Source organism: Desulforamulus reducens MI-1 (assembly GCF_000016165.1).
GTDB lineage: Bacteria > Bacillota > Desulfotomaculia > Desulfotomaculales > Desulfotomaculaceae > Desulfotomaculum > Desulfotomaculum reducens.
Map to the genome: position 1 here is coordinate 2,611,632 of NC_009253.1, position 26,032 is coordinate 2,637,663.

The 26,032-nt window shown below is 44.2% G+C and carries 30 protein-coding genes; 2 read left to right on the forward strand and 28 right to left on the reverse strand.

Going from position 1 to position 26,032, the window contains the following annotated elements; all coding sequences use genetic code 11:
• Positions 1 to 11: 11 nt before the first annotated feature.
• From DRED_RS12715 to fliS, 26 genes are all read right to left on the reverse strand, one after another.
• Entirely contained in the window at positions 12 to 833 is an 822-nt protein-coding gene (locus DRED_RS12715; RefSeq protein ID WP_011878698.1) for a MinD/ParA family protein, read from the reverse strand.
• The gene (gene flhF / locus DRED_RS12720; RefSeq protein ID WP_011878699.1) at positions 820 to 2,037 is read right to left on the reverse strand and encodes a flagellar biosynthesis GTPase FlhF; all 1,218 of its coding nucleotides are present in this window, start codon (positions 2,035 to 2,037) and stop codon (positions 820 to 822) included. Before flhF ends, DRED_RS12715 begins: the two co-directional genes overlap by 14 nt.
• Positions 2,034 to 4,088: a flagellar biosynthesis protein FlhA gene (flhA, locus tag DRED_RS12725; RefSeq protein WP_420794785.1), complete on the reverse strand. Its 2,055-nt coding sequence runs from the start codon at positions 4,086 to 4,088 to the stop codon at positions 2,034 to 2,036. The genes flhF and flhA overlap by 4 nt, the downstream gene beginning before the upstream one ends.
• Before the next feature lie 57 nt (positions 4,089 to 4,145).
• Complete coding sequence (gene flhB, locus DRED_RS12730; protein ID WP_011878701.1) at positions 4,146 to 5,210, reverse strand: flagellar biosynthesis protein FlhB; 1,065 nt, start codon at positions 5,208 to 5,210, stop codon at positions 4,146 to 4,148.
• Entirely contained in the window at positions 5,210 to 5,977 is a 768-nt protein-coding gene (gene fliR, locus DRED_RS12735) for a flagellar biosynthetic protein FliR (protein ID WP_011878702.1), read from the reverse strand. Before fliR ends, flhB begins: the two co-directional genes overlap by 1 nt.
• Before the next feature lie 10 nt (positions 5,978 to 5,987).
• A complete protein-coding gene (gene fliQ, locus DRED_RS12740) occupies positions 5,988 to 6,257 on the reverse strand; it encodes a flagellar biosynthesis protein FliQ (RefSeq protein ID WP_011878703.1) in 270 nt (89 codons plus the stop codon).
• A 13-nt stretch (positions 6,258 to 6,270) separates the two neighbouring features.
• Positions 6,271 to 7,044, reverse strand: a complete 774-nt coding sequence (fliP, locus tag DRED_RS12745; protein WP_011878704.1) for a flagellar type III secretion system pore protein FliP — start codon at positions 7,042 to 7,044, stop codon at positions 6,271 to 6,273.
• Positions 7,022 to 7,444: a flagellar biosynthetic protein FliO gene (gene fliO / locus DRED_RS12750; RefSeq protein WP_011878705.1), complete on the reverse strand. Its 423-nt coding sequence runs from the start codon at positions 7,442 to 7,444 to the stop codon at positions 7,022 to 7,024. The genes fliP and fliO overlap by 23 nt, the downstream gene beginning before the upstream one ends.
• Positions 7,444 to 7,830, reverse strand: a complete 387-nt coding sequence (locus tag DRED_RS12755) for a FliM/FliN family flagellar motor switch protein (RefSeq protein ID WP_011878706.1) — start codon at positions 7,828 to 7,830, stop codon at positions 7,444 to 7,446. The genes fliO and DRED_RS12755 overlap by 1 nt, the downstream gene beginning before the upstream one ends.
• A gap of 12 nt (positions 7,831 to 7,842) precedes the next feature.
• Positions 7,843 to 8,295 (reverse strand): flagellar basal body-associated FliL family protein, encoded by a 453-nt coding sequence (locus DRED_RS12760; RefSeq protein ID WP_041274949.1) that lies wholly within the window; start codon positions 8,293 to 8,295, stop codon positions 7,843 to 7,845.
• Between the two features lie 71 nt (positions 8,296 to 8,366).
• The gene (locus DRED_RS19375) at positions 8,367 to 10,937 is read right to left on the reverse strand and encodes a flagellar hook-basal body complex protein (protein WP_011878708.1); all 2,571 of its coding nucleotides are present in this window, start codon (positions 10,935 to 10,937) and stop codon (positions 8,367 to 8,369) included.
• Positions 10,938 to 11,010: 73 nt separating this feature from the next.
• Positions 11,011 to 11,403, reverse strand: a complete 393-nt coding sequence (locus DRED_RS12770; RefSeq protein ID WP_156779756.1) for a TIGR02530 family flagellar biosynthesis protein — start codon at positions 11,401 to 11,403, stop codon at positions 11,011 to 11,013.
• Positions 11,312 to 11,869 carry a flagellar hook capping FlgD N-terminal domain-containing protein gene (locus DRED_RS12775; protein ID WP_011878710.1) on the reverse strand — a complete coding sequence of 186 codons (558 nt, stop codon included), beginning with the start codon at positions 11,867 to 11,869 and terminating at the stop codon, positions 11,312 to 11,314. Before DRED_RS12775 ends, DRED_RS12770 begins: the two co-directional genes overlap by 92 nt.
• A 12-nt stretch (positions 11,870 to 11,881) precedes the next feature.
• The gene (locus DRED_RS12780; protein ID WP_011878711.1) at positions 11,882 to 13,624 is read right to left on the reverse strand and encodes a flagellar hook-length control protein FliK; all 1,743 of its coding nucleotides are present in this window, start codon (positions 13,622 to 13,624) and stop codon (positions 11,882 to 11,884) included.
• A gap of 35 nt (positions 13,625 to 13,659) precedes the next feature.
• Positions 13,660 to 14,109, reverse strand: coding sequence for a flagellar export protein FliJ (fliJ, locus tag DRED_RS12785; protein WP_011878712.1), 450 nt, complete (start codon positions 14,107 to 14,109; stop codon positions 13,660 to 13,662).
• 2 nt (positions 14,110 to 14,111) lie between these two features.
• Positions 14,112 to 15,440 (reverse strand): flagellar protein export ATPase FliI, encoded by a 1,329-nt coding sequence (fliI, locus tag DRED_RS12790; protein WP_011878713.1) that lies wholly within the window; start codon positions 15,438 to 15,440, stop codon positions 14,112 to 14,114.
• A gap of 4 nt (positions 15,441 to 15,444) precedes the next feature.
• Positions 15,445 to 16,161: a FliH/SctL family protein gene (locus DRED_RS12795; RefSeq protein WP_011878714.1), complete on the reverse strand. Its 717-nt coding sequence runs from the start codon at positions 16,159 to 16,161 to the stop codon at positions 15,445 to 15,447.
• Positions 16,154 to 17,167, reverse strand: a complete 1,014-nt coding sequence (gene fliG / locus DRED_RS12800) for a flagellar motor switch protein FliG (protein ID WP_011878715.1) — start codon at positions 17,165 to 17,167, stop codon at positions 16,154 to 16,156. The genes DRED_RS12795 and fliG overlap by 8 nt, the downstream gene beginning before the upstream one ends.
• 12 nt (positions 17,168 to 17,179) lie before the next feature.
• Positions 17,180 to 18,745: a flagellar basal-body MS-ring/collar protein FliF gene (gene fliF / locus DRED_RS12805; RefSeq protein WP_011878716.1), complete on the reverse strand. Its 1,566-nt coding sequence runs from the start codon at positions 18,743 to 18,745 to the stop codon at positions 17,180 to 17,182.
• A 19-nt stretch (positions 18,746 to 18,764) separates the two neighbouring features.
• Complete coding sequence (fliE, locus tag DRED_RS12810; protein WP_011878717.1) at positions 18,765 to 19,055, reverse strand: flagellar hook-basal body complex protein FliE; 291 nt, start codon at positions 19,053 to 19,055, stop codon at positions 18,765 to 18,767.
• 14 nt (positions 19,056 to 19,069) lie between these two features.
• Positions 19,070 to 19,507: a flagellar basal body rod protein FlgC gene (flgC, locus tag DRED_RS12815; RefSeq protein WP_011878718.1), complete on the reverse strand. Its 438-nt coding sequence runs from the start codon at positions 19,505 to 19,507 to the stop codon at positions 19,070 to 19,072.
• A 5-nt stretch (positions 19,508 to 19,512) separates the two neighbouring features.
• The gene (gene flgB / locus DRED_RS12820; RefSeq protein ID WP_011878719.1) at positions 19,513 to 19,911 is read right to left on the reverse strand and encodes a flagellar basal body rod protein FlgB; all 399 of its coding nucleotides are present in this window, start codon (positions 19,909 to 19,911) and stop codon (positions 19,513 to 19,515) included.
• Positions 19,912 to 20,311: 400 nt separating this feature from the next.
• A complete protein-coding gene (locus tag DRED_RS12825; protein WP_011878720.1) occupies positions 20,312 to 21,385 on the reverse strand; it encodes a DegT/DnrJ/EryC1/StrS aminotransferase family protein in 1,074 nt (357 codons plus the stop codon).
• Positions 21,386 to 21,495: 110 nt separating this feature from the next.
• Positions 21,496 to 21,882: a flagellar protein FlaG gene (locus DRED_RS12830; protein WP_011878721.1), complete on the reverse strand. Its 387-nt coding sequence runs from the start codon at positions 21,880 to 21,882 to the stop codon at positions 21,496 to 21,498.
• A 21-nt stretch (positions 21,883 to 21,903) separates the two neighbouring features.
• Complete coding sequence (fliT, locus tag DRED_RS12835; protein ID WP_011878722.1) at positions 21,904 to 22,320, reverse strand: flagellar protein FliT; 417 nt, start codon at positions 22,318 to 22,320, stop codon at positions 21,904 to 21,906.
• Positions 22,313 to 22,702 (reverse strand): flagellar export chaperone FliS, encoded by a 390-nt coding sequence (fliS, locus tag DRED_RS12840; RefSeq protein ID WP_011878723.1) that lies wholly within the window; start codon positions 22,700 to 22,702, stop codon positions 22,313 to 22,315. The genes fliT and fliS overlap by 8 nt, the downstream gene beginning before the upstream one ends.
• 158 nt (positions 22,703 to 22,860) lie before the next feature.
• Here fliS and DRED_RS12845 point away from each other — a divergent pair, with 158 nt between their 5' ends.
• The gene (locus DRED_RS12845) at positions 22,861 to 23,271 is read left to right on the forward strand and encodes a flagellar assembly protein FliW (RefSeq protein ID WP_011878724.1); all 411 of its coding nucleotides are present in this window, start codon (positions 22,861 to 22,863) and stop codon (positions 23,269 to 23,271) included.
• Positions 23,271 to 23,513: a carbon storage regulator CsrA gene (csrA, locus tag DRED_RS12850; RefSeq protein WP_011878725.1), complete on the forward strand. Its 243-nt coding sequence runs from the start codon at positions 23,271 to 23,273 to the stop codon at positions 23,511 to 23,513. The genes DRED_RS12845 and csrA overlap by 1 nt, the downstream gene beginning before the upstream one ends.
• Before the next feature lie 30 nt (positions 23,514 to 23,543).
• On the opposite strand, the gene fliD is transcribed toward csrA, so the two are convergent.
• Both fliD and DRED_RS12860 read right to left on the reverse strand, forming a co-directional pair.
• Positions 23,544 to 25,382, reverse strand: a complete 1,839-nt coding sequence (gene fliD / locus DRED_RS12855; protein ID WP_011878726.1) for a flagellar filament capping protein FliD — start codon at positions 25,380 to 25,382, stop codon at positions 23,544 to 23,546.
• Between the two features lie 66 nt (positions 25,383 to 25,448).
• On the reverse strand, positions 25,449 to 25,817 hold the full coding sequence (locus DRED_RS12860) for a DUF8042 domain-containing protein (RefSeq protein ID WP_011878727.1): 369 nt from the start codon (positions 25,815 to 25,817) through the stop codon (positions 25,449 to 25,451).
• Positions 25,818 to 26,032 lie beyond the last annotated feature (215 nt).

The window sequence follows — 26,032 nt, forward strand, 5'->3', positions numbered from 1 at the left end:
CCATCAGCTCCCTAGCGAAACAACCGCATTAGTTTTCCAAAAAAACTTTGCACCCCTGAAGCTGCTTCCTCTTTTCCGGAAATTAAGCAATTGACAATCCGCGATAAGTTTTTTGCCGCCGGAGCAGAGGGAGAAAGGGTGATATAGGGTTTCTGGGATTTAACTCCCTTTACCACCGCTTTGTCTTCTGGGATAAAACCCAAATTTTTAACTCGTATCTTTAAAAATTGATTCGTGGTAGACTCCATTGATTGAAAGGTTCGCAGGGCCTCTTTCTCATCCGTTGCTTTATTAACCACCAACATAACTTCATTATGAACATTATATTTACTAAGAACCTTGATTAATCCATAACCGTCTGTAAGGGATGTGGGTTCTGGCGTAATCACCACAATAACCTCATTGGCAGCGGCCACAAAACCGAGAACGGTCTTGGATATACCTGCTCCAGTATCAACCAGGACAAAGTCAAATTGGTAGTCCAATTCCTCCAGCCCCTGACCTAAACGTTTCCTGGCCTGGGTATCCAGATTGGCCAACTCCACAAAACCAGACCCACCGGAAATGATAGAAACCCCCTGGGGCGAAGGCGTTAGGATTGCTGCCATGTCTTTACCACAAAACAAGTAGTCATAAAGAGTATATTGCGGAACAATCCCCAGCAAAACCTCTGCATTGGCCATACCTAAATCGGCATCGAAGATTGCTACCCGATAGTCGCGGCGAGTTAATTCCACAGCCAGATTGACTACCAGATTTGATTTACCCACACCGCCTTTACCACTGGTAACAGCTATTACTCTGGCCCCGGAGTGCCCGTTAACAATCTTCATAACGATCGGCACTCCTAAATAACAAATTGGCTATTTTTTTGGGGTGGGCCCTTTTAATATCATCTGGAATACTCTGACCATCTGTATAGTAGGCAATGGGTAATCCTGTTTTACCCACCACATTTAACATAGAACCTAATGTAGCTGTTTCATCAACCTTGGTAAAAATAAATTTATTAAAACTGGTTATGCGAAAATCATGGATAGTTCGGAACAAATCTCGATCTTTCGTACTGGCATTTAGTACCAGAAAAATATCGTTTTCCGACGGGATCACCTCTAAAAAACTCTTCAGTTCCAGAACCTGACCAGTGTTATTGGACGAGCGTCCCACAGTATCAATAAAAATATAGTCTTTGTTACTGTGTTTTTCAATGGCTTGGCTCAATTCAGTCGGCGTCATCACTACTTCCACGGGTAGATCAAGGTTGTCGCCATATATTTTCAGGTGGTCCGTACTGCCATATCGATAGGTGTACAGGGTAATTAGGGCAACATTTTTTTTCTCCAGCAGTTGATACTTTGTGGCTAGCTTAGTCAGAGTCGTGGTTTTCCCTACTCCAGGCTGACCAATGAAGGTCATGAAACGGGAATTCTTTTCCCCTTTATAAGGTGCCTTTAATAGCTCTGCTGTCTGGTTTATTAACACCAGTTCAACCATATCCAATGCTTCACTATCTTTTATCTTTAGCAATGCCGCATCCAATAACGTCTTAGCCACGGCGGGCTGAATGTCCATTTCCAGCAACTTCTCCAACCATCTTTGATAGACCTGGTCGCCATTGACAGCTGGTTCTATCAGCTTCGCCTGGGTCTTGACTTCCCCCTCGGCCATTTGCAATAAAACTTCATCTAATAGAGGCTGAAAACGGGTTTCCCCCAGTTTTATCCTCTGCACTTGGGCATGAACGGGATCCTGCATCTTTTGACTTCTGGCGACTCGGTAATCCAGGTATTGGCTTTGTGGGGGTTTTGTCTCTAACGATTTTTCTATTGGTACCCCACCAGTTAAAAGGGTTTTGGCCGGTTGAACCGGGGCATCATCCAATACTGCCGTAACCTCCAAGGATTTTTTCAACCAGCCCAGCCAACCCTTGCCCTTAACCCGTTGGCTACTTACAATAACCGCTTCGGACCCTAAATCTTGTTTGATTAGTTGGATGGCTTCCTGCATTTCATTGACGGTATATTTTTTTATTTTCAATCAATGCTCACCGTCCCAATGGCCTCTACTTCTAGGTTGGCCGGTATTTCATTTAAAGAAAGTACCCCGAGGTTTGGTAAATGCCTCTCGATTAATCTTCGAAAGGGTAAGCGCACCCGCGGTGAACAGAGTAACACCGGGTTAGCCCCCCGCATAGTTACATCCTCGATCACAGTATTCAGCTTTTGCAACAGTTTTCTTACCAGTTGTGGTTCCAGCACTGGATAGGCCCCAAATTGAGTTTGTTGAATGGCCTCTTGAATGTTCTGCTCCAGCTTCGGATGCAAGGTTACAACTGACAGTTTGCCTTGCTCCCCTGTATACCGCTGACAAATGCTCCGGGACAAGCTTTGTCTTACATTGTCTGTCAAGTAATCCGGGTCTTTATTGATCCGGGCCCCATCTGCCAAGGCCTCTAAAATCGTTACCAAATCCCGAATGGGTACCCTTTCTTTAAGAAGGTTTTGCAACACCTTCTGAATTTCACCCAAGGAAAGCATATCCGGTACCAATTCTTCGACAACCGCTGGCTGCTTCTCCTTTACCACATCAACCAGTTCCTTAACTTCCTGTCTGCCTAACAATTCGTGAGCATACTGCCTAATAATTTCTGTTAAGTGCGTTACCAGCACCGTGGAACAATCTACCACCGTAAAACCATTGAGTTCTACAAACTCCCGGTCTTGACCAGTCACCCACCAGGCCGGTAAGTTAAAGGTGGGTTCTGTGGTGGGAATACCATTAAATTTCAGATCCTGCCCCATGGGATCCATTGCCAGATGATGACCGGGCATAAGATCCCCATTAGCCACCTCAACACCTCTAATTTTAATGACGTAGGCGTTGTAGGATAACTGCATGTTATCCCGAATGCGAATGGGACGTACCAGAATACCCATTTCCGAGGCACACTGGCGGCGTACCGCTGCCAACCTCTGTAGCAAGTCACCACCCTGGGACTCGTCCGTCAGGGAAATTAAGTTATAACCAATTTCTATTTCTAAAGGATCCACCTGAAAGTAACTAAAGACATTTTCAGGTTCCCGTTTTTGCTGCTTTTGACTTTGGGCCACCTCCGCCTGCTGATCTGCAATTTCCTTCTTCTTTCTCTCTTGCATTAATGTTCTGGAGGAATATAGCAGTACTCCTGCCATGGAGAGAATTAACAAGTTTGGCATAGCCGGAATAAGACCAATCACCCCTAAGATAACCCCTGCCAAGAGGAGTACCTTGGGGAAATTTAAAAACTGCTTGGAAAGATCACTACCAAAGGAGCCATCAGAGGAAGCTCTGGTCACTAAAATACCAGCTGCAGTGGAAATTAACAGGGCAGGAATTTGCGATACCAAGCCGTCACCGATGGTTAGAATGGTAAATTTCATTAATGCCTCTGTAATAAGCATATCCATTTGGACTACCCCAATGACAAAGCCGCCTAAAATATTAATCAGCAGAATAACAATACCCGCGATGGCATCCCCCCGGACAAACTTGCTGGCACCATCCATTGCACCAAAGAAATCGGCTTCCTTTTGCAGCCTTTCACGTTTGGCCCTGGCTTCATCTTCGGTAATCAAGCCGGAGTTTAAATCGGCGTCAATACTCATTTGCTTACCTGGCATGGCATCCAGGGTAAAGCGGGCACCTACCTCAGCCACACGACCGGAACCGTTGGTAATTACCACAAACTGAATCACAGTGATAATGATAAAAACCACCGCACCCACAATATAGTTGCCGCCCACCACGAATTGGCCAAAGGCCTCAATAACTTTACCCGCTGCCCCATCCCCTAAAATCAAGCGGGTTGAGGAAATGTTTAGGGACAGTCTAAATAACGTGGTGACCAGTAACAGGGATGGAAAAATTGAAAACTGCAGAGGTTCAGTGGTGAACATGGTAATTAACATGATTACCATGCCAAGGGTCATGCTTAAAATCAGGAAGAAGTCCAACAAGCTTGGCGGTAGGGGAATAATAATCAGCAACACAACGCCAATAATTAACGCGGCTATTATTAAATCACTATATTGTTTTAATTTTAAGGCCATTGAAGTTTGTGCTGCCACGGAATATTAACCCTCCAACCATATGTACAAATAAAATATTTAAAAAAAACTTTTGTTCTTCATCCGGTAAACCATTGCTAAAATTTCTGCCACTGCCTGAAACATTTCCATGGGTATGGCATGGCCAATTTCAACATTGGCATATAAAAAGCGGGCCACTTCGACGTTTTCGATAACCGGGACTTCATTTTTCCGGGCAATTTCCCGAATTTGTCTGGCCATGTGGTCAGTACCTTTAGCCACCACCACAGGAGCATCCATGGGTTGTTCATATTTTAGAGCCACCGCATAGTGGGTGGGGTTGGTAACAACCACTGTGGCCTGGGGTACTTCTTTACGTGCCAGATTGGCAAGCAATTGTCGCTGCCGCCGACGGAGCCAACCCTTAATTTGCGGGTCCCCCTCGGTCTGTTTGTACTCTTCTTTCACTTCTTGCTTGCTCATGCGCATTTGCTTTTGAAAGGCGTAGCGCTGGTATAATAAATCCAACAGTGCAATCCCCAGATAAACCACCGCTCCCCAAAGGATCACTTTTAATGCAATGGTTAACACCTGATTCAGCAGGGTCCGGGGCGGCGAATGAAAGATTGCCAGCAGATTAGCCATTTCACCCCTGACCGCTGCATAGACCACCCAACCGACAATGGTAATTTTCAAAAGAGATTTTACCAGTTCAAACATGGCCCGGCCACTGAACATATTTTTCAGGCCATTGATGGGATTCAGTTTATCAAGCTTGGGTTTAATGGCCTCCGGCGCAAACAGAAATCCCACCTGGGCCAAGTTTACACCCAGGGCCACCACCATTAATAAGATAAAAAGTGGGGTAAAAACAACAAAGACATTGATCATAAAGTCAATTAATATCTGCACTAAATAGCTGTCTTGCTGTTGCTGTTTAACAAAATTATTAAAATAAGTAAAGAAATAGGTCTGCATATGGGTAATTAAATTATCCTTATAAAGGAGAGCGAACAACCCCGTTATGAGAAGCAGGATGGCCCCGTTTAGGTCGGCACTTTTAGGCACCTGACCTTTACGTCGGGCCTCCTGCAATCGCCTGGGCGTCGCCTGTTCAGTTTTTTCCTGAGAACCTTCTGGCATCAGGCCAACCCCTTCAGCAAGAGTAATAGATCCTTATGCAGGGTATCAAATAAGTATTTAAAGACGGAGGTTAGGGCTGGTAATAATATTGCCAATGTGGAAACCCCCACCGCAATTTTCAAAGGAAAACCAAGTTGAAATATATTGAGCTGAGGTGCTGTTTTACCTATTAGCCCCATGGCCAAGTCGGTAATCACCAGTACTGCTACAACCGGGGCACAAATCTGAACTGCCAAGGCAAAGGTATCGGTAAAAATTCGAATGATTAATAGGGTTAGTTCACCATTCATAGCCGCAGCAGTCAAGGGAACAAGCTCATAACTTTTTACCAGAGCACGAATCAAAGCATGATGACCATCCATATTCATATATAAGACCAGCGTCATAAAGAAAAGGAACCGGGAAACCAGGGTGTTCATGCCGCCACCCAAAGGGTCCATGACAGCGGCCATGGCAAATCCAATTTGAAAATCCAGCAATTGGCCGGCAATCCGAATGGCATTAAAAACAAAGGTACAGACCAAGCCTATGGCAAGTCCCACTCCCACTTCACTAAAAACCGCCAGACCCAATCCCCATAAACCACCGGGAAAGCTGGCTGCAGCTGGTTCTACCAGAGGGGCTGTCAGAGCAGCCAAAACTAAGGATAGCCCCGCCTTAACCAAGGGCGGAATGCCCGGTATGGCATACAGTGGACAAGAAAAAATAAAGGATAACATTCTAACAAATACCAAAAAGAAGGTGGTTACATAAACTAGATTAATCACTTCCACACCTCTAACGAATAAGGTTGGGTATCTGTTCATATAATCGAGTAGTGAAACGTATGGCTATATTTAGTAGCCAGCCAGCAGCTACAATTAAGGTTAGAAAAACTGCCACCATTTTCGGTACAAAGGAAAGTGTTTGTTCTTGAATTTGGGTGGTAGCCTGAAAGATCCCGATAATTAAGCCCACCAGCATGGCCACTCCCAGGGTTGGAATGGAAAGAATCACAACCATCATTAACGCTTCCCGGGCCAAGTGCAGTACATAGGTTTGTGTCATGGCTTAGCCCCCCCTATCGAAAACTTTCCACCAAAGATTTTACCACCAAATACCAACCATCCACCATGACAAAGAGAAGCAATTTAAAGGGCAGTGCAACCATCACCGGCGGTAGCATAAACATCCCCATGGACATTAAGGTACTGGCAACCACCATATCGATGACTAGAAATGGGACAAACAGGATAAAGCCGATTTGAAAGGCTGTTTTCAACTCACTGATGACAAAGGCTGGTACCAATACACTCATCGGCACTTCATTTGCATTTTTGGGTTTGTCCATTTTGGCAATGTTTAAAAACAACCCTAGGTCTTTCTCGCGGGTTTGCCTTACCATAAAATTCCTTAGGGGTTTAGCAGCTTGATCCGTTGCTTGCTCATAGGTTAATTGGTTGGCTAAATAAGGCTGTATGGAATTCTTATTTATATCCTGATACACCGGATTCATAATAAAAATCGTCAGGAAAAGGGCCAAGCCAATTAACACTTGATTCGGAGGCGTCTGCTGTGTACCCAGGGCACTGCGCAAAAAAGAAAGTACCACAATAATCCGCGTAAAGGAAGTTAACATCATTAAAAATGCAGGGACCATGGACAGTAGGGTTAAAAAAATCAGCAGTTTTACGCTGTCTACCACCTGCTGAGGCTCCTGGGCAGTCTCTACATTTAAGTTAATACTGGGTATAGGAATAAGGGGTTCCGCAAAAACCCCATTGGGAATCAGGAAAAGTAACAATGCTGTCAATACTATGATGATCCATGCGTTAATCTTTTTCTTTCTGACCACTTGCCGGACACCCACTCCCACTTTTTCCTTTACGGCCCTTGCCGGATAGGTACTGCTGTGTTTGTTTCATGTGCTGATACAAAATATCTTTGAAATTGGTTACAGAACCCGTTGCTGGACTGGATGCGCTAATGGACTCCGGTAATGTGTCGAATTCCTTAAGCAAAGAAATGCTGTTTTCCTGAAAAGCCACCAGATAATATCTGCCACCCACTTCCACCAGTGTCAGGCCAGCCTTAGGACCCAGGGGTAAATGATCCACCCTTCGCATATAGCGGGTTCCTATGGTGAACCCCCTGGTGCGGGCCAGTCCATATTTTATGGTTATGTAGGCTAAAACAAGGATTAAAGGCAACAATGTAAATACTTTTATAAACAGCCAAATGGTTTCGTTATCCATTATTCACTCTCTCGCCTGAGTTTTTTCGGGGAAGTAATGGAATTAATTCTTACAGCAAATTTATCATTAACAATAATGATTTCCCCTTGAGCGGCTTTTATGTCATTAATATAAACATTGATGGCGTCCCCGGCGGATTTTTCCATATCCAATACCGTTCCCACATCCAGGTTTAAGACCTCACGGAACTTTAAGATCTTCTCGCCCAATTCAGCGCTTATGGTTACCTTAACATCTTCTATGTGACTTAGACTGGTTTTAATGATTCTTTCCTGGCGAAAAGAATCCAAGGGAGGAAAGCGGACCTTTTTAATGGCCGCTTCCTCTCTGGTTTGTGTGCCGTCCAGCTCACTCAGAAACAATTCTATTTCTTTTTCATTCATCATTAAGCATCACCCTTACTGAGTGAGATATTCGGAAAAGTAAACTCGCAATATTTTGCCATGGCGAAGCTGGCTGTTAATCTCTGTTTTTAATTCCTCAGCGACTTTATCGATACTTTCCGGCGGTTGTACATCCTTCAATTTCTTTTTGCGGATCACCCGGATAATACAGTCCTGTAAAATCACTTTGTTTTTTGTCAATTCCTCGCCTAATTTTTTATTTTCTTTGTTTTGCTCATATTCCAAAACCGGGGTGAGCCTCATAAAACTGTTACCACCAGAATCAGCAAGATTCACCAATAAACTGCCCATACTATAGGTAACCAATTTTTCTGGATCTGGGCCAGTTCCCTTGGCGTTGGCGGTGCTTTTCATGTAAAAATATCCACCCAAACCTATGCCTGCGACAAGCAAAAGTATGAGGATAATGAGCAAGGTTTTTATGGAAATAAAACTTTTTTTAGGCACCTGAGGTGCTGTTTCCTGTGGTGGCACTGATAACTCACCCTTTACACTATAATTCTATTCTAACTGATTTACTACCGTTTGAGTTGAATTAGTTCCTCCAGTAGGCTGTCAGATACGGTAATGACCCTGGCATTGGCCTGGTAGCCCCGCTGAGTGGTAATCATGTTGGTAAATTCTTCGGTCAGATCAACGTTGGACATTTCCAGGTAGCCTGAGTTAATGGTTCCAAAACCAGATTGATTAGCCTGCCCTTGTTTAGGTTCGCCCGATGATACCGAGGTGCCAAAAAGGTTTCTTCCTGCCTTCTCCAGACCCTCCGGGTTTTGGAACGTAACCAGCTTAATGACACCCATGGTATCCTGGGGCGGAGGTGTAACACTGGCAGCTTCACCATCCACTTTATCCGGCTTGTCACCGATGAGATCTGCAGCATGGGAGCCACCAATATTAACGCTGGGCGTTTCCCCAATTTCGCCGTTATCAATGGTCTGAAGTACCAGCTTGCCGTCGTTCATATAATCCACTTTGATCTTATTTTCGCCAATTTTTTTGTCGATTAACTTTTCTAAAGCTATTTTTAAGGATTCTCCACTGATAATATTACCAAATCCTGCTTCTTTTTTCTCCCCTGCGGTGAAGGTATATTTTGCACCATTATATTCAATAAAAAAGTCTTTCTCGGACCAGTCGGCGGAATTGACCCCTTTTTCAGTTCTGTCGACATAACCGATCAAGTCCACTGCGTCCTTAATTCGAATTTGAGGTATGGTGGACCCATCCTTTGGTGTACCAACCGTAGAGAATTCCAAGTGGTCGATATTCCAGGTCACTGCTACATTGGTAGATGGTTTGTCGGCCTTTACATTATAGGTCCAGGTATCTCCGTTTTGTACCGTTCCTGTACTAATTACGTCAGATACATCTATCGTTAACCCGTTATAAGTTGCTGATGTATCACCATTAGACAGAGTTACAGCCCCAGAAACCCCGCTAATACTAATTGATCCGCTTGTCAATGAGATGTCCCAATTATTGTCAGATGTGGGTGTAAGACCTGTTTTGTCAATTTCGACACCGCTAGGATCGGTATAAATATCACCGGTAAAAGTAATAGAATTATAGCCTGTACCGTCACCCTTATCAAGCAACCAATCTGAAGTAGCATTATCATACTTTAAATTCCATGTTGCTGGTGTATTATAATATTTTGAAGCATTCACAGTGGGGCTTCCTGCTAAACTGTTGGCCGGATCTGGTGTAGTAGTTGCACTGCCTTCACTATACACTACTGATACCGTTCCATCAGAGGTATCTGAATACTTACCAGTGATTGTAACATTTCCAGCTGTAGCATTAGTTGCTGTCATATTTTCAGGAACTGTGATATTAGTCCCAGGTATTGTAGTCCGTGCATCCAATAATGCTTGCAGTTTTTGGGCCAAATCTTCACCACTTGTAACTGCATCTAACCCGGTGGACCCGGCAGCTCCACCAATCTTCGAGAAGTCATCCACCGTTGTTACTTGCTCCCAACCGTTACCGGTATCAATATAAAAGGTTTTTCCTGTCCAGTCCTTCGTTACTACTTCTTTACCTGTGTCAGATAAGGCCGAAGTGGCCACGCCACCCATGTACCTCTTAACACCAGCGCCTCCTATTTCAATACTAGGTATTACACCAGGTGTAACGTTGCTTGTTTTGGTTTGGAATACCAGTCCCCCATTGGGGCTACCGTCGTAGGATACTATAACTTTATCCTTTAAAGGGAAAGTACCTGATCCTGGGGGATTTTCGTAAGTGTTTATCGCATTTTGCAATTGTGAGGCCAAATCATACCAACTTTTCACTTGGGTCAAGCCAGTATTTAATGTGGCTGTATAAGTATTGGTCCCATCGGAATATTTCAATGTAAGTTGATCAGTGCTCATATCAATGGGGGTGACACTGTCTGTAATACCCAGGGGCGCTACATCCGGACTATTGCTGTCCCCCCTGACCATTGCTTCCTCCAGGGGTTGTGTTACCGGACTCATGGCTATGCCTTTAATGGTGGCTTCTTCCACCTTTGGGGTTGTGTATTTGGGCGCTCCTTTTATGCTAGACTGTTGGGCTGGGGTGATAATGGCTTGACTATCATTATTAGAGAATTTTAGTGGTTGACCAGCTGTATTGGTACCAGCGATGGCACCATCGGGCCCGATATTAATGGTTGAAACCGGACCGTTCAGGACCCTAATGTCTTGGCCAGCCAAGGATTGTACCCTTAACCCTTCGCCATTCACTAAAAATCCTTGTTTATCGACAAAGAAAATACCTTCTCTGGTATAGAATTCATTGGTGCCATCACTGACCACAAAAAAACCGTTCCCCTGTATACCTAAGTCGAGGGTTCTGCCTGTACTCTGCATGGGTCCCTGGGTGAAATTGTTGGACACAGACCCCACAGACATACCAGAACCCACCTGGGCAGGGTTGGTACCATTGCCCGCGGAACGAACTGTTTGGCTCAGCGTATCCTGAAAATTCACCCGGCTGGATTTATAACCGTTGGTATTTACGTTGGCAATATTATTACCGGTAACATCCATTCGTGTCTGGTGGTTTCTCATGCCTGAAATACCGGAATAGAGAGAACGAAGCATCCTTTTACCTCCTTATATATCCACCTCAGTCGGTCGGTGGATTCAGGCAGCTTCCTTTCGGGCCAGCTGCTTATTATTTTACAATGACAGCACTATCAATATTGGTAAAAACGTGTTCAGCCATGTTGTTACCATCAATTGCCGTAATAACTGTGCGATTGGTTATGCTGGTAACCAGTGCTAAATCTCGATAAAGAATCAAAGAATCCTTGGAACCTTTGGCCGCAGCCTGTTGGACTGCCTTGTTAATTTTGGCAAAGTCCTCCTGTGACAGAGCTATCTTTCTTTCCTTCAACCTTTTCTCAGCATGGGCAGATATTTTAACCTCCTGCTGCTTTACTAACTCCCGATAAAAGAGTTCATCAAAGGAAACATTATTCGATTGGCTCAGTTGGTTCAGTTGTTTCGGTTTGCTGGTCTGTCCCACCTGTTTCGTCTGGGATTGGTTCACCTTCGGTGGTATCATCGACTGGCGGTTCGTCTCCACTGTCTGGTACTTCGGGTAGTTCTTCAGGTTCATCGGTTACCCCCCTTTCCACTGAGATAACCTGATCCAGGCTATAGGGGTGGCCGGCTACCCAGATATTTACACTATTTTCCCCCAGGGTCACCCTTTCAACCTCCCCAATGACTTGTTCTTCTTCGGCAATTAAGTTGACCCTTTTACCAATTAACGAGGAAGCATGGTTCAATTCCTGGAGATGATAAAGCCTTTCCATATTGGTGTTAAGGTTTGTCATTTGTTCCAGGGTGGTAAACATGGCCATCTGCTCAATAAATTTGCTACTATCCATGGGACTGGAGGGATCCTGGTAGCGTAGCTGTGCAATCATAATTTGCAGGAAAGCATCTTTATCCAAGGTTTTCACAGATTCTTTTGTTTTTCTATTTTCATAATATAAATCGCTATTGTTAGTCTGATTAACTTCCATTGCTCCACCCCCTTACACAATAAGATTCAAACCAGAACTGGCAGATCGCTGTTCACTACTGGAAGGTAACGTCTCTTCCACCAGAGTTAAGCCTGTGTACTGCCCTTTGCCTCTTTTCTGACTGCTCTCTTGCCAGCGCTGCCTTTCTGCAAAGGTATTCTGACCCCCTTGCCCGTTACTTTGTTGCCCCATGAATACGGCAGCTTCACTTAACCGGATATTTTGTTGGGCCAGTAGTTCCCTGAGCTGGGGAAAGGTGGTTTCCAGGGCTTCCTTTGCCATACCAGAGGAGGTAACAAACTGTGCGGAAAGTTCCCCCTTAGACCAGGTTAATTTAACCGTCACTTCACCTAAGTGTTCTGGTTGTAGCTTCATCTTTAGGGTGGTCTGGCCTGACTGCTGCTGTACCAGTAAAGACTTCACCATTTCCTGCAGCTTGGCGGGCAGCTGTGTTAGAGAAACCTCCTTTACCAGGCTGTTACTACCGACATCCATGCCCTTCATACCACTAGTTTGCAATGAATCCTGGTTACTTAGCTCTGGGTTATCCCGCTTTAGGTTATCCTGTATGGATAAACTTTTCACTTCTTCCTTCATCCCAGCTTGTACTTTGTCAGCAGCACCTTGGTTACCATGATTGCCTAAACCTTTATCAAGGGAATTTCTCTCAAATTCTAGAGAGTTAGTTGCTTTAGCTGCTTTATCCATTAAAGGTCTAACTGGCTGCGCCAATTCCTGTTCCGAGGAGGTATCCCCCTCTGCTTGAACCTCTAGGGTTTGCCCGACAATTTGGTCCGTGGTATCCTTGCCCCTAACATCTGCTTTTTTAATAAAGTTAGGTATTAACTCAATAATTTTTATAGCATCCTCTTGGTTGTCAGGCAAAGAGGGTATAGCCTTACCCGATGATGTACCAGAGTTAAGGTCGGTGATTACGGGTGCCTGTTCCTGTATCACTGGTATAACATCCCTTTGCTGTGGCTTTGCTAAATCACTCGTTGGCATAATCCTTTGATTTACCATTTGCCCAGCCTGCAATCCCCTTTGACTCTGAGTGATCAGTGCAGCAGCCTCTTTACCCTCTTCCTTTCCCTCAGTAACAGGCTGCACTGGGTTCCCTGGAATCTTAGCATCTTCACCCTCTTGAGAAACAAATTCCTCCAGAGGAACAATTACTTTACCTTGGGGCACCTCCTGATCCTGTGCTTTTTTTCCATCAGTCATTGAATTGGATTTTGGGTCCTCAAGGATCATCTCAGGTAATTCAGTACCAGTAGCCTTGACAGCCATAGCAACCTCTGGGGATACATTGGGGTCGGTGCTATTCAATATCCCTATTTGATTGACCGTACCTTCAACTATGTCCCCTTGCTCATGGTTGGTCTTGGCAGAAAAATCCTTTGTTATGCTTAGTGGTAAAACTGGTACTACTGGCTCAGCCACTTCCAAACTTTGTTCTTTTCCAGTAGCCTGTTCCGAGGTTAGTTTAAGAATCGTTTCTTCTTGACTTTGTTCCTGATCTACTCCCTCATGTTCTATTACCATGCCAGGATAAATAAAACCTGTCACTGAATCGGCAGTTTGAAAAAGATCTGGCTTAGCCGTCTCGTCAGCTAGTATCACTTGATTACCATCAGAACCTAAAAGGCAATCTAATAACGCCGCAAAGCCATCACCTTTTATTCCCTTGCCAACTGCCCCTTGTGTGAGAACTTCCTGTCCAGAATGAAGTTTACTTATCTGAATATTTTTCACCCCCTTTCAGTACAATACAATTAGCTGCTTTTTGTCTAAAACACCCCTGACTGATGAGTACCTCTGGCATAACTCATGGTAGCTAACTCATCAATTTCTTTTTGCTCCAAGAATAACTGTAATTCCCTATACTCCATCAGTTGTTTTTCCTTTAACTTCTCAAATATCTTCCGTTCCTGCCGGGCTTTCATGCTAATCTTGATCCGGTTTTGCAAGATTTCATTGGCCCTTTGCAGATTCCTCATCTGCCTTTCTCTGAGTTCCCGCAAGCTGTCCCGAAACATTAACATGTAGAGCTGATCCTCGGGTCTTAAACCCAATTGTGCAGTTTGATAAGATTCCTCAAGCTTATCCCTGGTTGCAGCTAACTCCTTTTCACACCTACTGTATTCTTCTTGGGCCTTAGCTTGTTCCAATAAGGCTTGTTCCTCTTGTTTTATTTTTTGTTGCAGTACTTGTTCTAGCCTAAAATGAAACTTTTTCAAGGTTAGCTACCTCCCACCAGGTCTGCTAGTCCATTTAATGTTTCCTCATAGCTGCTATATTCTAAAGGCGACTGTCTTAAATAGCCTATGATCTCGTCATGTTTAGAGATTGCATGGTCAATTTTGGGGTTCGAGCCCAGTACATAGGCACCAATATTGATAAGATCCTCGGATTCCTGGTAGGTTGCCAGTAAATCCCGCAAATTGCCTGCCTGGTTTTTATGTTGGTCAGAAGCGATATCCGGCATTAATCGACTGACACTTTGCAATACATCGATGGCCGGATAGTGATTGGCAGAGGCTAGTTTCCTGGTTAAGACAATATGCCCATCTAAGATACCCCGTACTGCATCGGCAATGGGCTCATTCAGATCATCCCCATCCACCAACACGGTGTAAAAGGCAGTTATGGAGCCTTGTTGTCCCATACCAGAACGTTCCAATAGTTTAGGCAGCAGAGCAAAAACCGATGGAGTATACCCCTTGGTGGCGGGCGGTTCACCCACCGCCAGTCCCACTTCCCGTTGGGCCATGGCAAAACGGGTTACGGAGTCCATCATTAACATAACATCCAAACCCTGATCCCGGAAATATTCTGCAATGGCAGTGGCCACAAAGGCCCCCTTGAGTCGTACCAGGGCCGGCTGATCGGAGGTGGCAGCCACAATAACCGAACGGGCCATACCTTGGGGTCCCAGATCTTCTTCCAAAAATTCCAGCACTTCACGGCCCCGCTCACCGATCAAAGCAATGACGTTAACGTCAGCACTGCCATGCCGGGCAATCATGCCCAACAGGGTGCTTTTACCCACACCACTGCCGGCAAAAATACCAATACGCTGGCCTTTACCACAAGTCAGCAAAGCATCCACTGCCCGGACACCGGTGGGTAAAACCGAATCGATCCGTTTCCTTTTTAGGGGGTTGGGAGGTTTGTTATCCACCAGAAACTCCTGGCCGCTGGCATAGTCCACTGTTTTATCAATGGGTCTGCCCAGACCGTCCAGTACTTTACCCTGCAAGTGTTTACCCACTTTAATGGTCAGATTATGCCCGCTGGGTATCACCGCACAGCCGGGATAGATGCCTCTCAGCTCGCCAAGGGGCATCAATAAAGAGAATTGATCCCGAAAACCCACCACCTCGGCCCTCACTGGTTCGGGTTCGCCCTGGGCTACAATATCACAAACCTCACCGATACGGGCCGTAATTCCCTGCACTTCTATCATCAATCCGATGACCCTGGTGACCTTCCCAATGGGTTTAATAACCCTGGCTCTGGACACTCTTTCCTTGTAGGGATTAAGGTTAATGTTAACCTTGCATTCCATCCCTTCACTCCTCTTTCCCGTAAAGCACTTTGAATACTTCCTGCCAGCGGGTTTCCAGGGTAGCATCCACCTGTCCCTGATCTGTCTCAATGCGGCAACCCCCGGGGGTTATGCCATTATCCACCAATATGTTCATTTCCACTTTACCCGGCAACCCCTGAAGCAGTTCATTTTTTCCCTCTTGTACCATCTGATAATCCGCATGGTTTACGTATAGATTAACAAGAGGTTTATTTTTTACCATATCCATACATTCCCGGGCAATTTCCATAATGGTGCGGGGTTCCACGGCCAATTGTGTCAGTACCACCCGTTCTGCAATATCCACCGCCAAGTCGACAATCTCTGCTTCCATCTTCCCGAGGGTTTGACGATAAATCTCTTTGGACTGCCTTAAAACATCACTGGCCTGCTGGCGGATCTTTTCGGCCTCGGCTTGGGAAGCTGTGATTCCTTCCTGCCAGCCAGCCTGCTTCGCCTGTTCCCTCATTTGCCGGGCTTCGGCCTCTGCCTTGGATTGGGTCTGCTGAATGATCTGTTTTGCCTCTTGTTTGGCCCGGTTTATCATTTCCGCTGCCTGCTGCTGTGCAAGGACCATTATTTCCTCTGGGGAAAGCTGCTTCTCCTGGTTAACTTCCTCAGAGGGTGGTGGGGGAAGCTCCTTGAGGGGTATTAACCAAGCAACTTCTTCTATAGGTGCTCCTTTAATAACCTTAAACAAGGATAGCATCCTCCCCACCACGGGATATGACAATCTCGCCCGCCTCTTCTAAACGACGTATGACATTCACAATGCGTTGTTGGGCTTCTTCTACATCCTTCAGGCGAACGGGACCCATGTAATCAATTTCTTCTTTGAGCATTTCTGAAGCACGTTTGGACATATTCTTGTAAATACGGTTGTTAACTTCCTGATTGGAGCCCTTCATGGCAAGTGCCAGATCCTTATTATCCACTTCACGCAATACTTTTTGAATGGATATATCGTGTAATTTGACAATATCCTCGAAGATAAACATTAAGCGACGAACCTCTTCGCTGAGGTTGGGGTCCGCCCGTTCCAAATCTTCAAAGATGGTTTTCTCTGTGGAGCGGTCTACTCGGTTTAAGATGTTGACCAGACACTGAACACCACCCACAACGGTTTCCTCGTGTTGGGCCACCGAAGCCAGTTTCTTCTCCAGAACCTTTTCCACCTCTTTGGCCACATCCGGGGATATTCGATCCAGAATAGCCACCCTGCGAGCCACTTCACTTTGCAATTGGGAGTCAAGTTCTGCCAAAATAACTGCCGCCTGATCTGGTTTAAGATACGATAGTACAAAGGCAATGGTCTGCGGGTGCTCCTCCCGGATAAAGCTCAAAATATGTCTGGGGTCTGTTTTCCTTAAAGACCCAAAGGGTACTGACTGCATGGTAGAGCTGATTCTTTCTAGAATCTCTGAACCTTTGTCATAACCATAGGTTTTTTCTAAGAGTTCCTTGGCATAGTTCACACCACCATTTAGCAAATAATCCCGGGCCTGAATTAAGTAAATGAATTCTTCAACCACTTGTTTCTGAATATCATTGGGGACTTTATCCATCTCTGCAATGGCGGCGGTTACCTTTTCAACCTCATCCTCAGTAAATTCCTGTTTTAATAGCTTTGAGGAAACATCAGCTCCCAGGGAGATAAGTAAAATAGCCGCCTTTTGTTCTCCGGTTAATTTTTCATATTGATTCATGACTTTTATCACCTATTCCCTAAGCCATACTTTCAGTACCGAGGCAATATCATCGGGTCGTTCTTGGGCCAGTTCCTTTAACTGCTTTTGTTTATCCTTGGGCGGAGGAATTTCCCACTGGGCTTCTTCCTCTTCTTCCTCTTCTTCCTTAGTAGTCACACTCTCAATTGGCATTGGCGTAGTTTCTTCAATAACCTGCAATTCTTGTTCTGCGTTCTTTCTACGCCGACGTAGCCAATAAGCCACCAGAAGCAACAGAAGCAGTAAGCCTCCCACAACCGCTGCAATGGTCATATAAAATAGTTCTTTTTCCTTTTGGCTGTTATCAGGCAAATCCTGGTCTAAGTCGTATTGGCTTCGATCAAAGGTCATGGCAGATACCGTAATCTGATCACCCCGTTGATCATCAAAACCAATGGCTGCGGTTACAATCTTTTCAACCTGTGTTCGATCCAGATTTTTCACCGATTCATCCAGAACCACCGCAGTGGAAAGCTTAATCAACTTACCCGGTGCCTGCACCTCTGATTGGGTTCTGGTTCCATGTTGGTAATTCTTGGTGTCATCGGTCTTGATATAACTATTTTGACTGGTTGAAGTCTCGGCGGGAATACTCTGACCGGGCATTTGCGTGGTTGAACCAGTCACCCCGCCGCCACTACCATCACTGCCTTGTTCCTTGATACTTCTCTCGCTGACCACTTGACCTGGCACAACCTCAGTGGTATTGGTTTGCAGTTGGTTAAAATCCATTTCTGCTGTAACCATAGCCACTGCTTTATTGGGTCCCAATACCTTGGCCAGCATATTTTGTACCCGGTTCTCTAATTCTTTTTCGTAGGTCCGGCGAATCTGCTGTTGTCGTTCCAAAATTGTTCCAGAAAAGCCATTCCCAGGGGTCCCGGAAGAATCCTTAAGAAAATCGTTTAAGACATTTCCTTCGGTGTCAATGATATGTACGTTCTCCGCTTGCAAACCTTCTACGCTGCCGATAATCAGGTCATTAAGGCCCTTGACCTGTTCCGCTTTCAGTTTAGCCCGGGGCTTCAATTTTACCACCACCGAGGCCGAAGCAGTTCCCTCCTCCTCAATAAAAACACTTTTCCGGGGCAATACCAGGTGTACCCGGGCTTGTTCAACACCCTCCACCTTAGTAATAGTACGTCTTAGTTCCTCTTGAAGAGCCCGCTGATAGGATATTTGTTGTTCGAAATCCGTTTCTCCGAATTTACTTTTATCAAATAGCTCAAAGCCATTCCCCACTCCTGTCAGCAAGCCATCACTGGCTAACTTCACCCGAATCTCGTCCACTTGCTCCTGGGGAACGAGAATGGTTGTTCCTTGATCAATTAACTGGTAAGGAATCTTTTCGCTTTCCAGTTGTGCAACAATATCTCCGGCATCCTTTGGTTCCAAGTCTCCCAGCAAAATTGCATAATTGGGTTTTGTCAATGTCATTGCCAAATACACCAAACCTGCCAGAACAACTGTGCTTACCAGGATGACCAATACTTTTCTGTTTTGACTTGTTTCCTGCCACCGCTGTTTAAGTCTCTCCAGCAGGTCATTAAAGTTCACATAACCACCTCAACGAAAATTACAATTGTATCCTGGATATTTCTTGATAAGCTTCAACAATTTTATTTCTTACTTCCACCGCCAGTTGCATGGTCAGTTTTGCTTCCTGCATAGCAACGGTTACCTGATGGATATCTTGTACCTCTCCCACCAGAAATTTTTGCATAACATCATCGGCTTGTATTTGTGTGTCGTTTAATTTTGAAATGGCTTTATTTAACACCCCACCAAAATCCGCTGGGCCTGCGTATTTATTGGCAGAAGTTGTCTCAGAAACTTGTAGCGGTGTGGCCACAGGCAAAATATTCATTCATTAAAAACCTCCTAACCCCGGGAAATTTCTAAGGCCTTCAGGGCCATACTCTTGGCTGCATTCAAGGCAGTAACATTGGCCTCGTAGGTTCGACTGGCAGTGATCATGTCCACCATTTCATTGACAATGTTGATATTGGGGTAGGCCACATTACCTTTATCGTCAGCCAAGGGGTGACTTGGATCATTAACGATTCTGGGTGGCGCAGGATCTTCTGTAATGGCCTTTACCCGCACCCCTGCACCCTTGGGTTCAACCCCTTTGGTTGATATCGTTTGCCGCAATTGTTCCGCAAAGATCGGTACCCTGCGGCGGTACACCGGACTGTTGGGGTCATTGGGTCGACTGGGGGTATTCATATTAGCAATATTATTGGAAATTAAATCCAGTCTCAGTCGCTCAGAAGTCATACCAGAAGCACTAATACCAAAACTATCAAACAAACCCACGATTCTTACCTCCTACCTCCGATTACCGTTCCCAAAATATGAAAGCGATCCATGACTCCCTGGGCCAGCACATCATACTCTATGGTGGCGGCGGCCAAATTAACCATTTCCTCATCAACATCCACATTGTTGCCGTCATACCGCATGGTGGTTTCTTCCACCTGCTTAATCTCAGGCTTTATTTCCCGATTGCTTGTACCAATATGTAAAGGATGGGTCCCCTTTAAGGACACTCCACTGTTGCCTAGGGCCGCCTTAAGCTGATCCTCAAAGCTTACATAGGACTTCTTAAAACCAGGCGTATTAAAATTGGCAATATTATTGGCAATTACCCTCTGGCGTGCAGCTCCGGCATCCAGTCCCTGTTGGAGGATCATTAACGTCGGGCTATTAAAAACATCCATAATCCATCATCCTTATTTACTATTTTTTTATAAAATGGGCTAAAGTTTTGATTTCAGTGTACGATATCATGATTAAAGATTTCTATCTATTTGGTTAAAAAAAGTAAAAGCGGTTATATATATAAAAATTCTACATTTTACAACAAATTCCTTCATGTAGGGTTTTTTGTTGTGTTTTTTTACATTTTTGCCAAACTATAAAAACGTCCGTACATTTGTACAGACGTTTATTTTTTTGTCATTGTTTCCTAATTTCTGTATTTTCTTAAAGTTAATGTAATTTTATGTCACAATATTTACCATTTTATTTTATTTGATTACCCAATGCCTGTCCATTCTTTTCTTTATGACTTTAGTCTAAATTCTCATAGGACCATGGTCTTATTTTTTAACTATTTTCCTATAATTTATTAAATATTTCAACAATTTTCTTTATGCATTGTTTGTCAATATATGGCAAAATAGGTAAATTTACGACTCTTCTGTAAAAGTCTTCGGCCCTCGGGCAGAGGGGACCTTCAACAGTGCAGACATCCGGATGCCCCTGCCATAAATAAATGGGATGCAAATAAATGGGGTAATATTGAACATCCACTGGTATTCCCTGCTGTAGTAAGATTTCTACGAGCTCCTTTCGCCGGGCAATAAGGTGTTCTCCCTTAAGAAGCACCGGGAAGGAGTACCATGCTCCGTGACTATCCTGGTTTTGAATGGGTAGTTGTAAGCCAGCTGTCTCTGCCAATGCAGCCAAATATTTTTCCGCCATTTCCTGACGACCAGCATGTACTTGCTCAATATCTATGAGTTGTTGCAACCCCATTTCTGCTTGCATACTGGTCATACGATAATTAAAGCCAATTTCCTGGGCTTCAAAGTGCCAGGGTCCTTCTTCTTTCACCAGTTCTGTCTTATCCCTTCTTATTCCGGTATCCCGGAATAATGTCAGCCAATGGTAGTACTCTGCCGAATCCGTTACCACCATACCACCCAATTCGGTATAGAGACCCTGTTTATGGGAAAAATCAAATACCGTTAGGGAACTCACTGTACCAATCTTTTTTCCCTTATAACTTGCCCCCAGGGCCTGGGAGGCATCTTCAATAATCACAATTTCTTTGCCTGCTGTAACTTTGGCAAGGGCATCCATGTCACAGGGTTGCCCGGCATAGTGGGTGGCAATCACAGCTCTGGTATTGGCAGTAATACGCCAGCGAACCGCTGCGGGGTCCAGCAAGCCGGTTTGGGCATTGACATCGGTGTAGATGGGCACACCATCCAGGTAACGAATGGCATGGGCCAACTCCGGGTGGACAAGGGGCGATAAAATAACTTCATCTTTGTGGCTGACTCCGGCGGCATAGAGGGCAGCATGGAAGGCAGCGGTGCTGTTGGAAACTGCCACTGCATATTTAGCACCTATGGTTTGGGCAAAGGCCTCTTCAAATTTCTCAACGGTTTTGCTTCTTGTTTCCATTGGTTAGACTCCTTTGTATATTTTTAACAGTCTTTATTATAAAATGTTATGGTTAGGATTAACAACCAGAACAAATAAAAAACCAGTCTTACTTGACTGGTTCAGTGTAACTAGGCAAATTTATCTACAACAATTCCGAGCATTTCTTTAAAATAGGCCACCATATTCAAAACCCTTTCCGGGGGGATTTCCCGAATGACAGAGTCATCTTTGGGATTGATGATTTTTACGATATACTCACCGCTTTTCTCATGCAACTTAAATCGAAGTTCTGTGTTATAGGTTTCCATGGTTTTATTGAGTTTATCAATGGCTTGCTCCGCTTGGCCTTTATTAACTTCACCCTGTTTATCCCCATATTCTGCAGATTTATTAAAACTATTATCCACTGCCCCCTGAGCTTCATCAACTCTTTTCACAGAGGTTTGCTCCTGCAAAGAAGACTGCTGAGGATAGTCCATTGGCATACCCTGCACTGCACCCAAACCGTCTATCACTTTTATCTCACCCCCTCTGTGCTATTTCTTGTTATCAATAAAATAACCGTTATTTTGTTTTCTTTGTGGGTAATAGGCTTGCTTAATAACTTTCCGGTTCGCTGCTTCCTTTAGTTTTTGTTTGACAAAAAGTTGAGCTTTAGATAAATCCTCTTTATGTTGAGTATCACAAGCCATAATCTGTTTGATCAGTTCTTTTATACCTGACTTTATATACTGTATCTGTTGGGATTCAGGAATATGAATCAAGGAGATTTGTTTATCAATTTCATCTACTTTATCCATCAGTTCCTGGCGTTTCGTCAGATGCTTATCCAGAGCATTTATCTCCTCGGCACTGATAAACTTTGTCATCTCCTTAGTGATCTCCAATATCTCCTGAACTATATTTTTTTTATTAAGATAGAGTTCTTCCAAAGCTTGTCGCTTATTATCCAACGGAAACACCTGTTTTCACTTGTTTAACGGCCTGGACCCAGGTATCTCTAATCTCTTCGGCAAACCCAGCTACTTCCTGTAAAATTTCTTTATCTTTCTTTAAGTTCCCTTCCACCAGCCTGCGGCTCATATAATCGTACATGAGTTCCAGGTTTTTCCCCACTTCCACACTGGTATCCAGGGTATTCATAAGGTGATCCAGTATATCCTGGGCATGGGTAATATTATTATGGGCTAACTGTATTTCTTTTTGTTCTATATGCCCCTGGGCCAGCTTTAAGTCCTTCACAAGCCTGTTATAAAGCATGGTGGTCAGTTCCTCTGGCCCGGCACTCATGATGGCATTCTGTTGATAATTTGAATAGGGGTTTTTGGCAATCATTCGCTTTTCCTCCATCCTTTTTCTTCTAATCATTAGGATGTTTTATACTTTCACAAGGTTCTATCATTTTTTTCGGTTGTTTTATGCTATTCTTGAGGCCACTTATGGTACATTAGAAATAAAACCTTTTCAGATACATCGTAAGGAGGCCTTTTGTCGTGGATCAGCCAGTTAAAATTCTTTTTAAAAATGGACTTCCAGGGTTTGAGACCCTGCGGTATTTCAGCATTAGCCGCGCCTTTGCAGAAACAGAGTTTTATTATTTACAATCCAATGAAGAAACAGAGATTTGTTTTCTCTGTATCAACCCTTTTCATTATACCAAGCATTATGAATTTGTTGTACCCCAACCAATTCAGGAGGAACTGGGGATTCAGCGGTTAGAGGATGTTGCTGTTTTTAATATCGTTACCATAAACGGCCAGTTGGATCAGGCCACAGTAAACCTGCAAGCCCCGCTGGTGATCAATGTTCCCCTGCGTAAAGGCATGCAAGTAGTTTTAAATGATCCCGCCTTAAACATTAAAGAGTCCCTCAAAAGTTTATTACAAGGGACGGTGGGAAAATAATGTTAATCCTATCCAGAAAAAAGAATGAGTCTATACATATCGGTGACAATATCATCATCACCGTGGTGGATATTGGCGGGGATAACATTAAAATTGGTATCGATGCCCCCAAAAATGTCCAAATTTTTCGTAGTGAACTATTAAAGGCCGTTGAACAGGAAAATAAAAATGCTGTCTCCTCCAAGTCGGTAATTCAAGATTTGGCTCAATTAATTAAAGGTGACGAAAAAAAACAAACGTAAGAAGAGATATCTTCTTACGTTTGTTTGTTATTATGCCCCTCCTCCGAATTGCTGCATTAGCCAGGAACTCTGTTGGTTTAACTTGTTGATGGCCGCTTCCATGGCTGAGAATTGCCGCCAATAACGGTCTTCAATTTGCTTTAAGCGGTCTTCCAAGTTGTCAATATCATCATTTACATTATCGATGCGCTTGCCAAGAAAACTGTCATCATCCGCTTTGTTACCGTTGGCACCGGCTTTCTCGATAATGGTGGAAATGCCGGAACTAACATGGTCGGAAAGTTTTTGTCCCACACCATCAACGCCGTCACCACTACCGGTAAATACATCCATAACACCCTGCAGATCATTCTGGATGGCCTTTTTCAAAGTATCTTCTTTAATCTCCAGCTTGCTGGAGAAATAGTCCGACGTGGTCACGATCCCTATTTTAGACAATTCACCCATGGTGCTTCTTAGTTTATCCCGAATATCCCGAAGTGTATTATCATTTCTCAACATACCACTACGGGCCTTTTCCTTCCACATGTCAATTTGGTTATCTGTCAGTTTCTCTTGTTGATCCTCTGTGAGTGGCCAGGTATAGTCTTTATAACGTTTTTCGTTAAGCTTGGTATCAAGGGTATCCATAAGTTTGTTGTATTCGTCAATAAAGGATTTAATGGAGTTGTATACCGCATCGTTATCTGTTTGAACCTGTATAATGGTGGTTGCAGCGGGATCCGCATTTTGTAGCCTATAGGTAACACCGTTTAGGGTGAATTCGTTGCTTTTATATTCCGTAATTTCCATGCCATCAATCACTACATCGGCATTGGTGCCATTTGATATCGCATTGACGGTTGGGGTCGCGGCATCCGTGAGCTTCAGTTGTTGTGCCAGGGTATTGTTGACCACTTCCAGCTTTTGGTCTTCACCGGTTTTATTGGTAAATAGGAAGAAACGATCCACTGTGCTATCATAGGAGGCCCGGACATCCCAGCTTTTTCCCCCGGCTACCTTTGCTGTTACTGCCTTTTCTGCACCCACTTCATTTGATGTAATGGTTAGTTCTCCAACATCTGTTTTGGTTAAGGTTGCTCCAGTGATAGCTAATGTACCATCATCTATATCGCTCTTAATAGCGTCAACAACGGCATCTCCCGTGGTAAGGCTGGCAATATCATATAATACATCGGCCTTCAGGGCGGACTTAGCAATGCTTTCCGATTCGTATTGAGAATTTGTACTGTCCCAGAGGGCAACTTTTTTATCTCCAATGGTTATGGTTAACCCCTCTGCCAAGGCACTGTCTGCGAGCTTTAGTTTTTGTACCTGGGCTTCTGTGGCAGTGGCCCGCTGGGTGGTATTTAGGGACACCCCGGCGGAGGAATGCTGATTAATTCTACCCACCAGGTCATAAATGCTTTCCGTTTGCGGGTCCATCTGGAAAATTACATCGTTAACCACAAAGTCCAGCGGATCTGTGTGTGCGGTGCCAAATTGGTCATTTAAGGTGGCCAAATTTTCTGTGGCACTTATCTTGGCACTGCTTGTTAAGGAAGCCCCTTCGGCCAGATTCTTAACGGTAATTCGGTGGGTTCCTTCATGGGCTAAGGAACTAGCCGTTGCCTTTACGGTATTTTCATTGGAGGAAGTAGCGTTTCTGGCTAAGTAGGTGGATTGCAATTTCATTTGAAAAACCTGATTATCTCGGAAACTTCGCAGGGTTGAATTGATGGTTCTATAGTCCTCTTGCTGCCATTCAAATATCTGCTTTTCTTGCTTTAATTTATCCATTTTCATATTCTGTATTTTCATTAAGTCTTTTACAATCTGGTCAATATCCATACCGGAGGCTAAGCCGCCGATTCTCATGTTAGAAGACATGGTTCTACCACCTTTCCGTGGACTTCTAATTTATATATCGGTGATTTGGTCATTTTCTTTAGTAATTTATAAGGTTATAATGGGCAATAGGGTTCTGTCCAGTTCACAGTGCCATATTTGAAAACTAGGAAGGAACTCCCCTTCTATAACCTCCAGGGCCCTCTCCCTGTTGTCCCGTTTATAGGCACTAACCAATGAATAAAAGCTCTCACTTAATTGCTCGGTTAAGGGTTCCAACTGTTCCGACAGCAACATCGGCAGCAGCGGTTGCAGTGCCCCTTCTATGGATAAAAAGGCCTGTGTTACATCTTCCATTAAAGGTAGAGTTTCCCCAAAGTATCCTTCAGCCAGCTTGTTTTTAATATGTACAATCCCTTCGTGGCAGGTTTCAGCCAGATCCACTATTCTTCTTATGACATCATAGTATTTTTGCATTTATGTCCTCTTTCCTTATATTTTGGATGAGATAAATTATACCATATCTCACCAACCAGCCTATAATTTGTATAGCGATAGGATGTCATCATTGGCATGCAGTGGATTATAATAGGTCTATTTTTTAGAATATTTTGCAATTTAGGTAGGGATTCTCTGCTTTAAAGAGAAATATTAGTAAAACTTGGCTTCCGCCCAAGTCTTTGACGCACCCT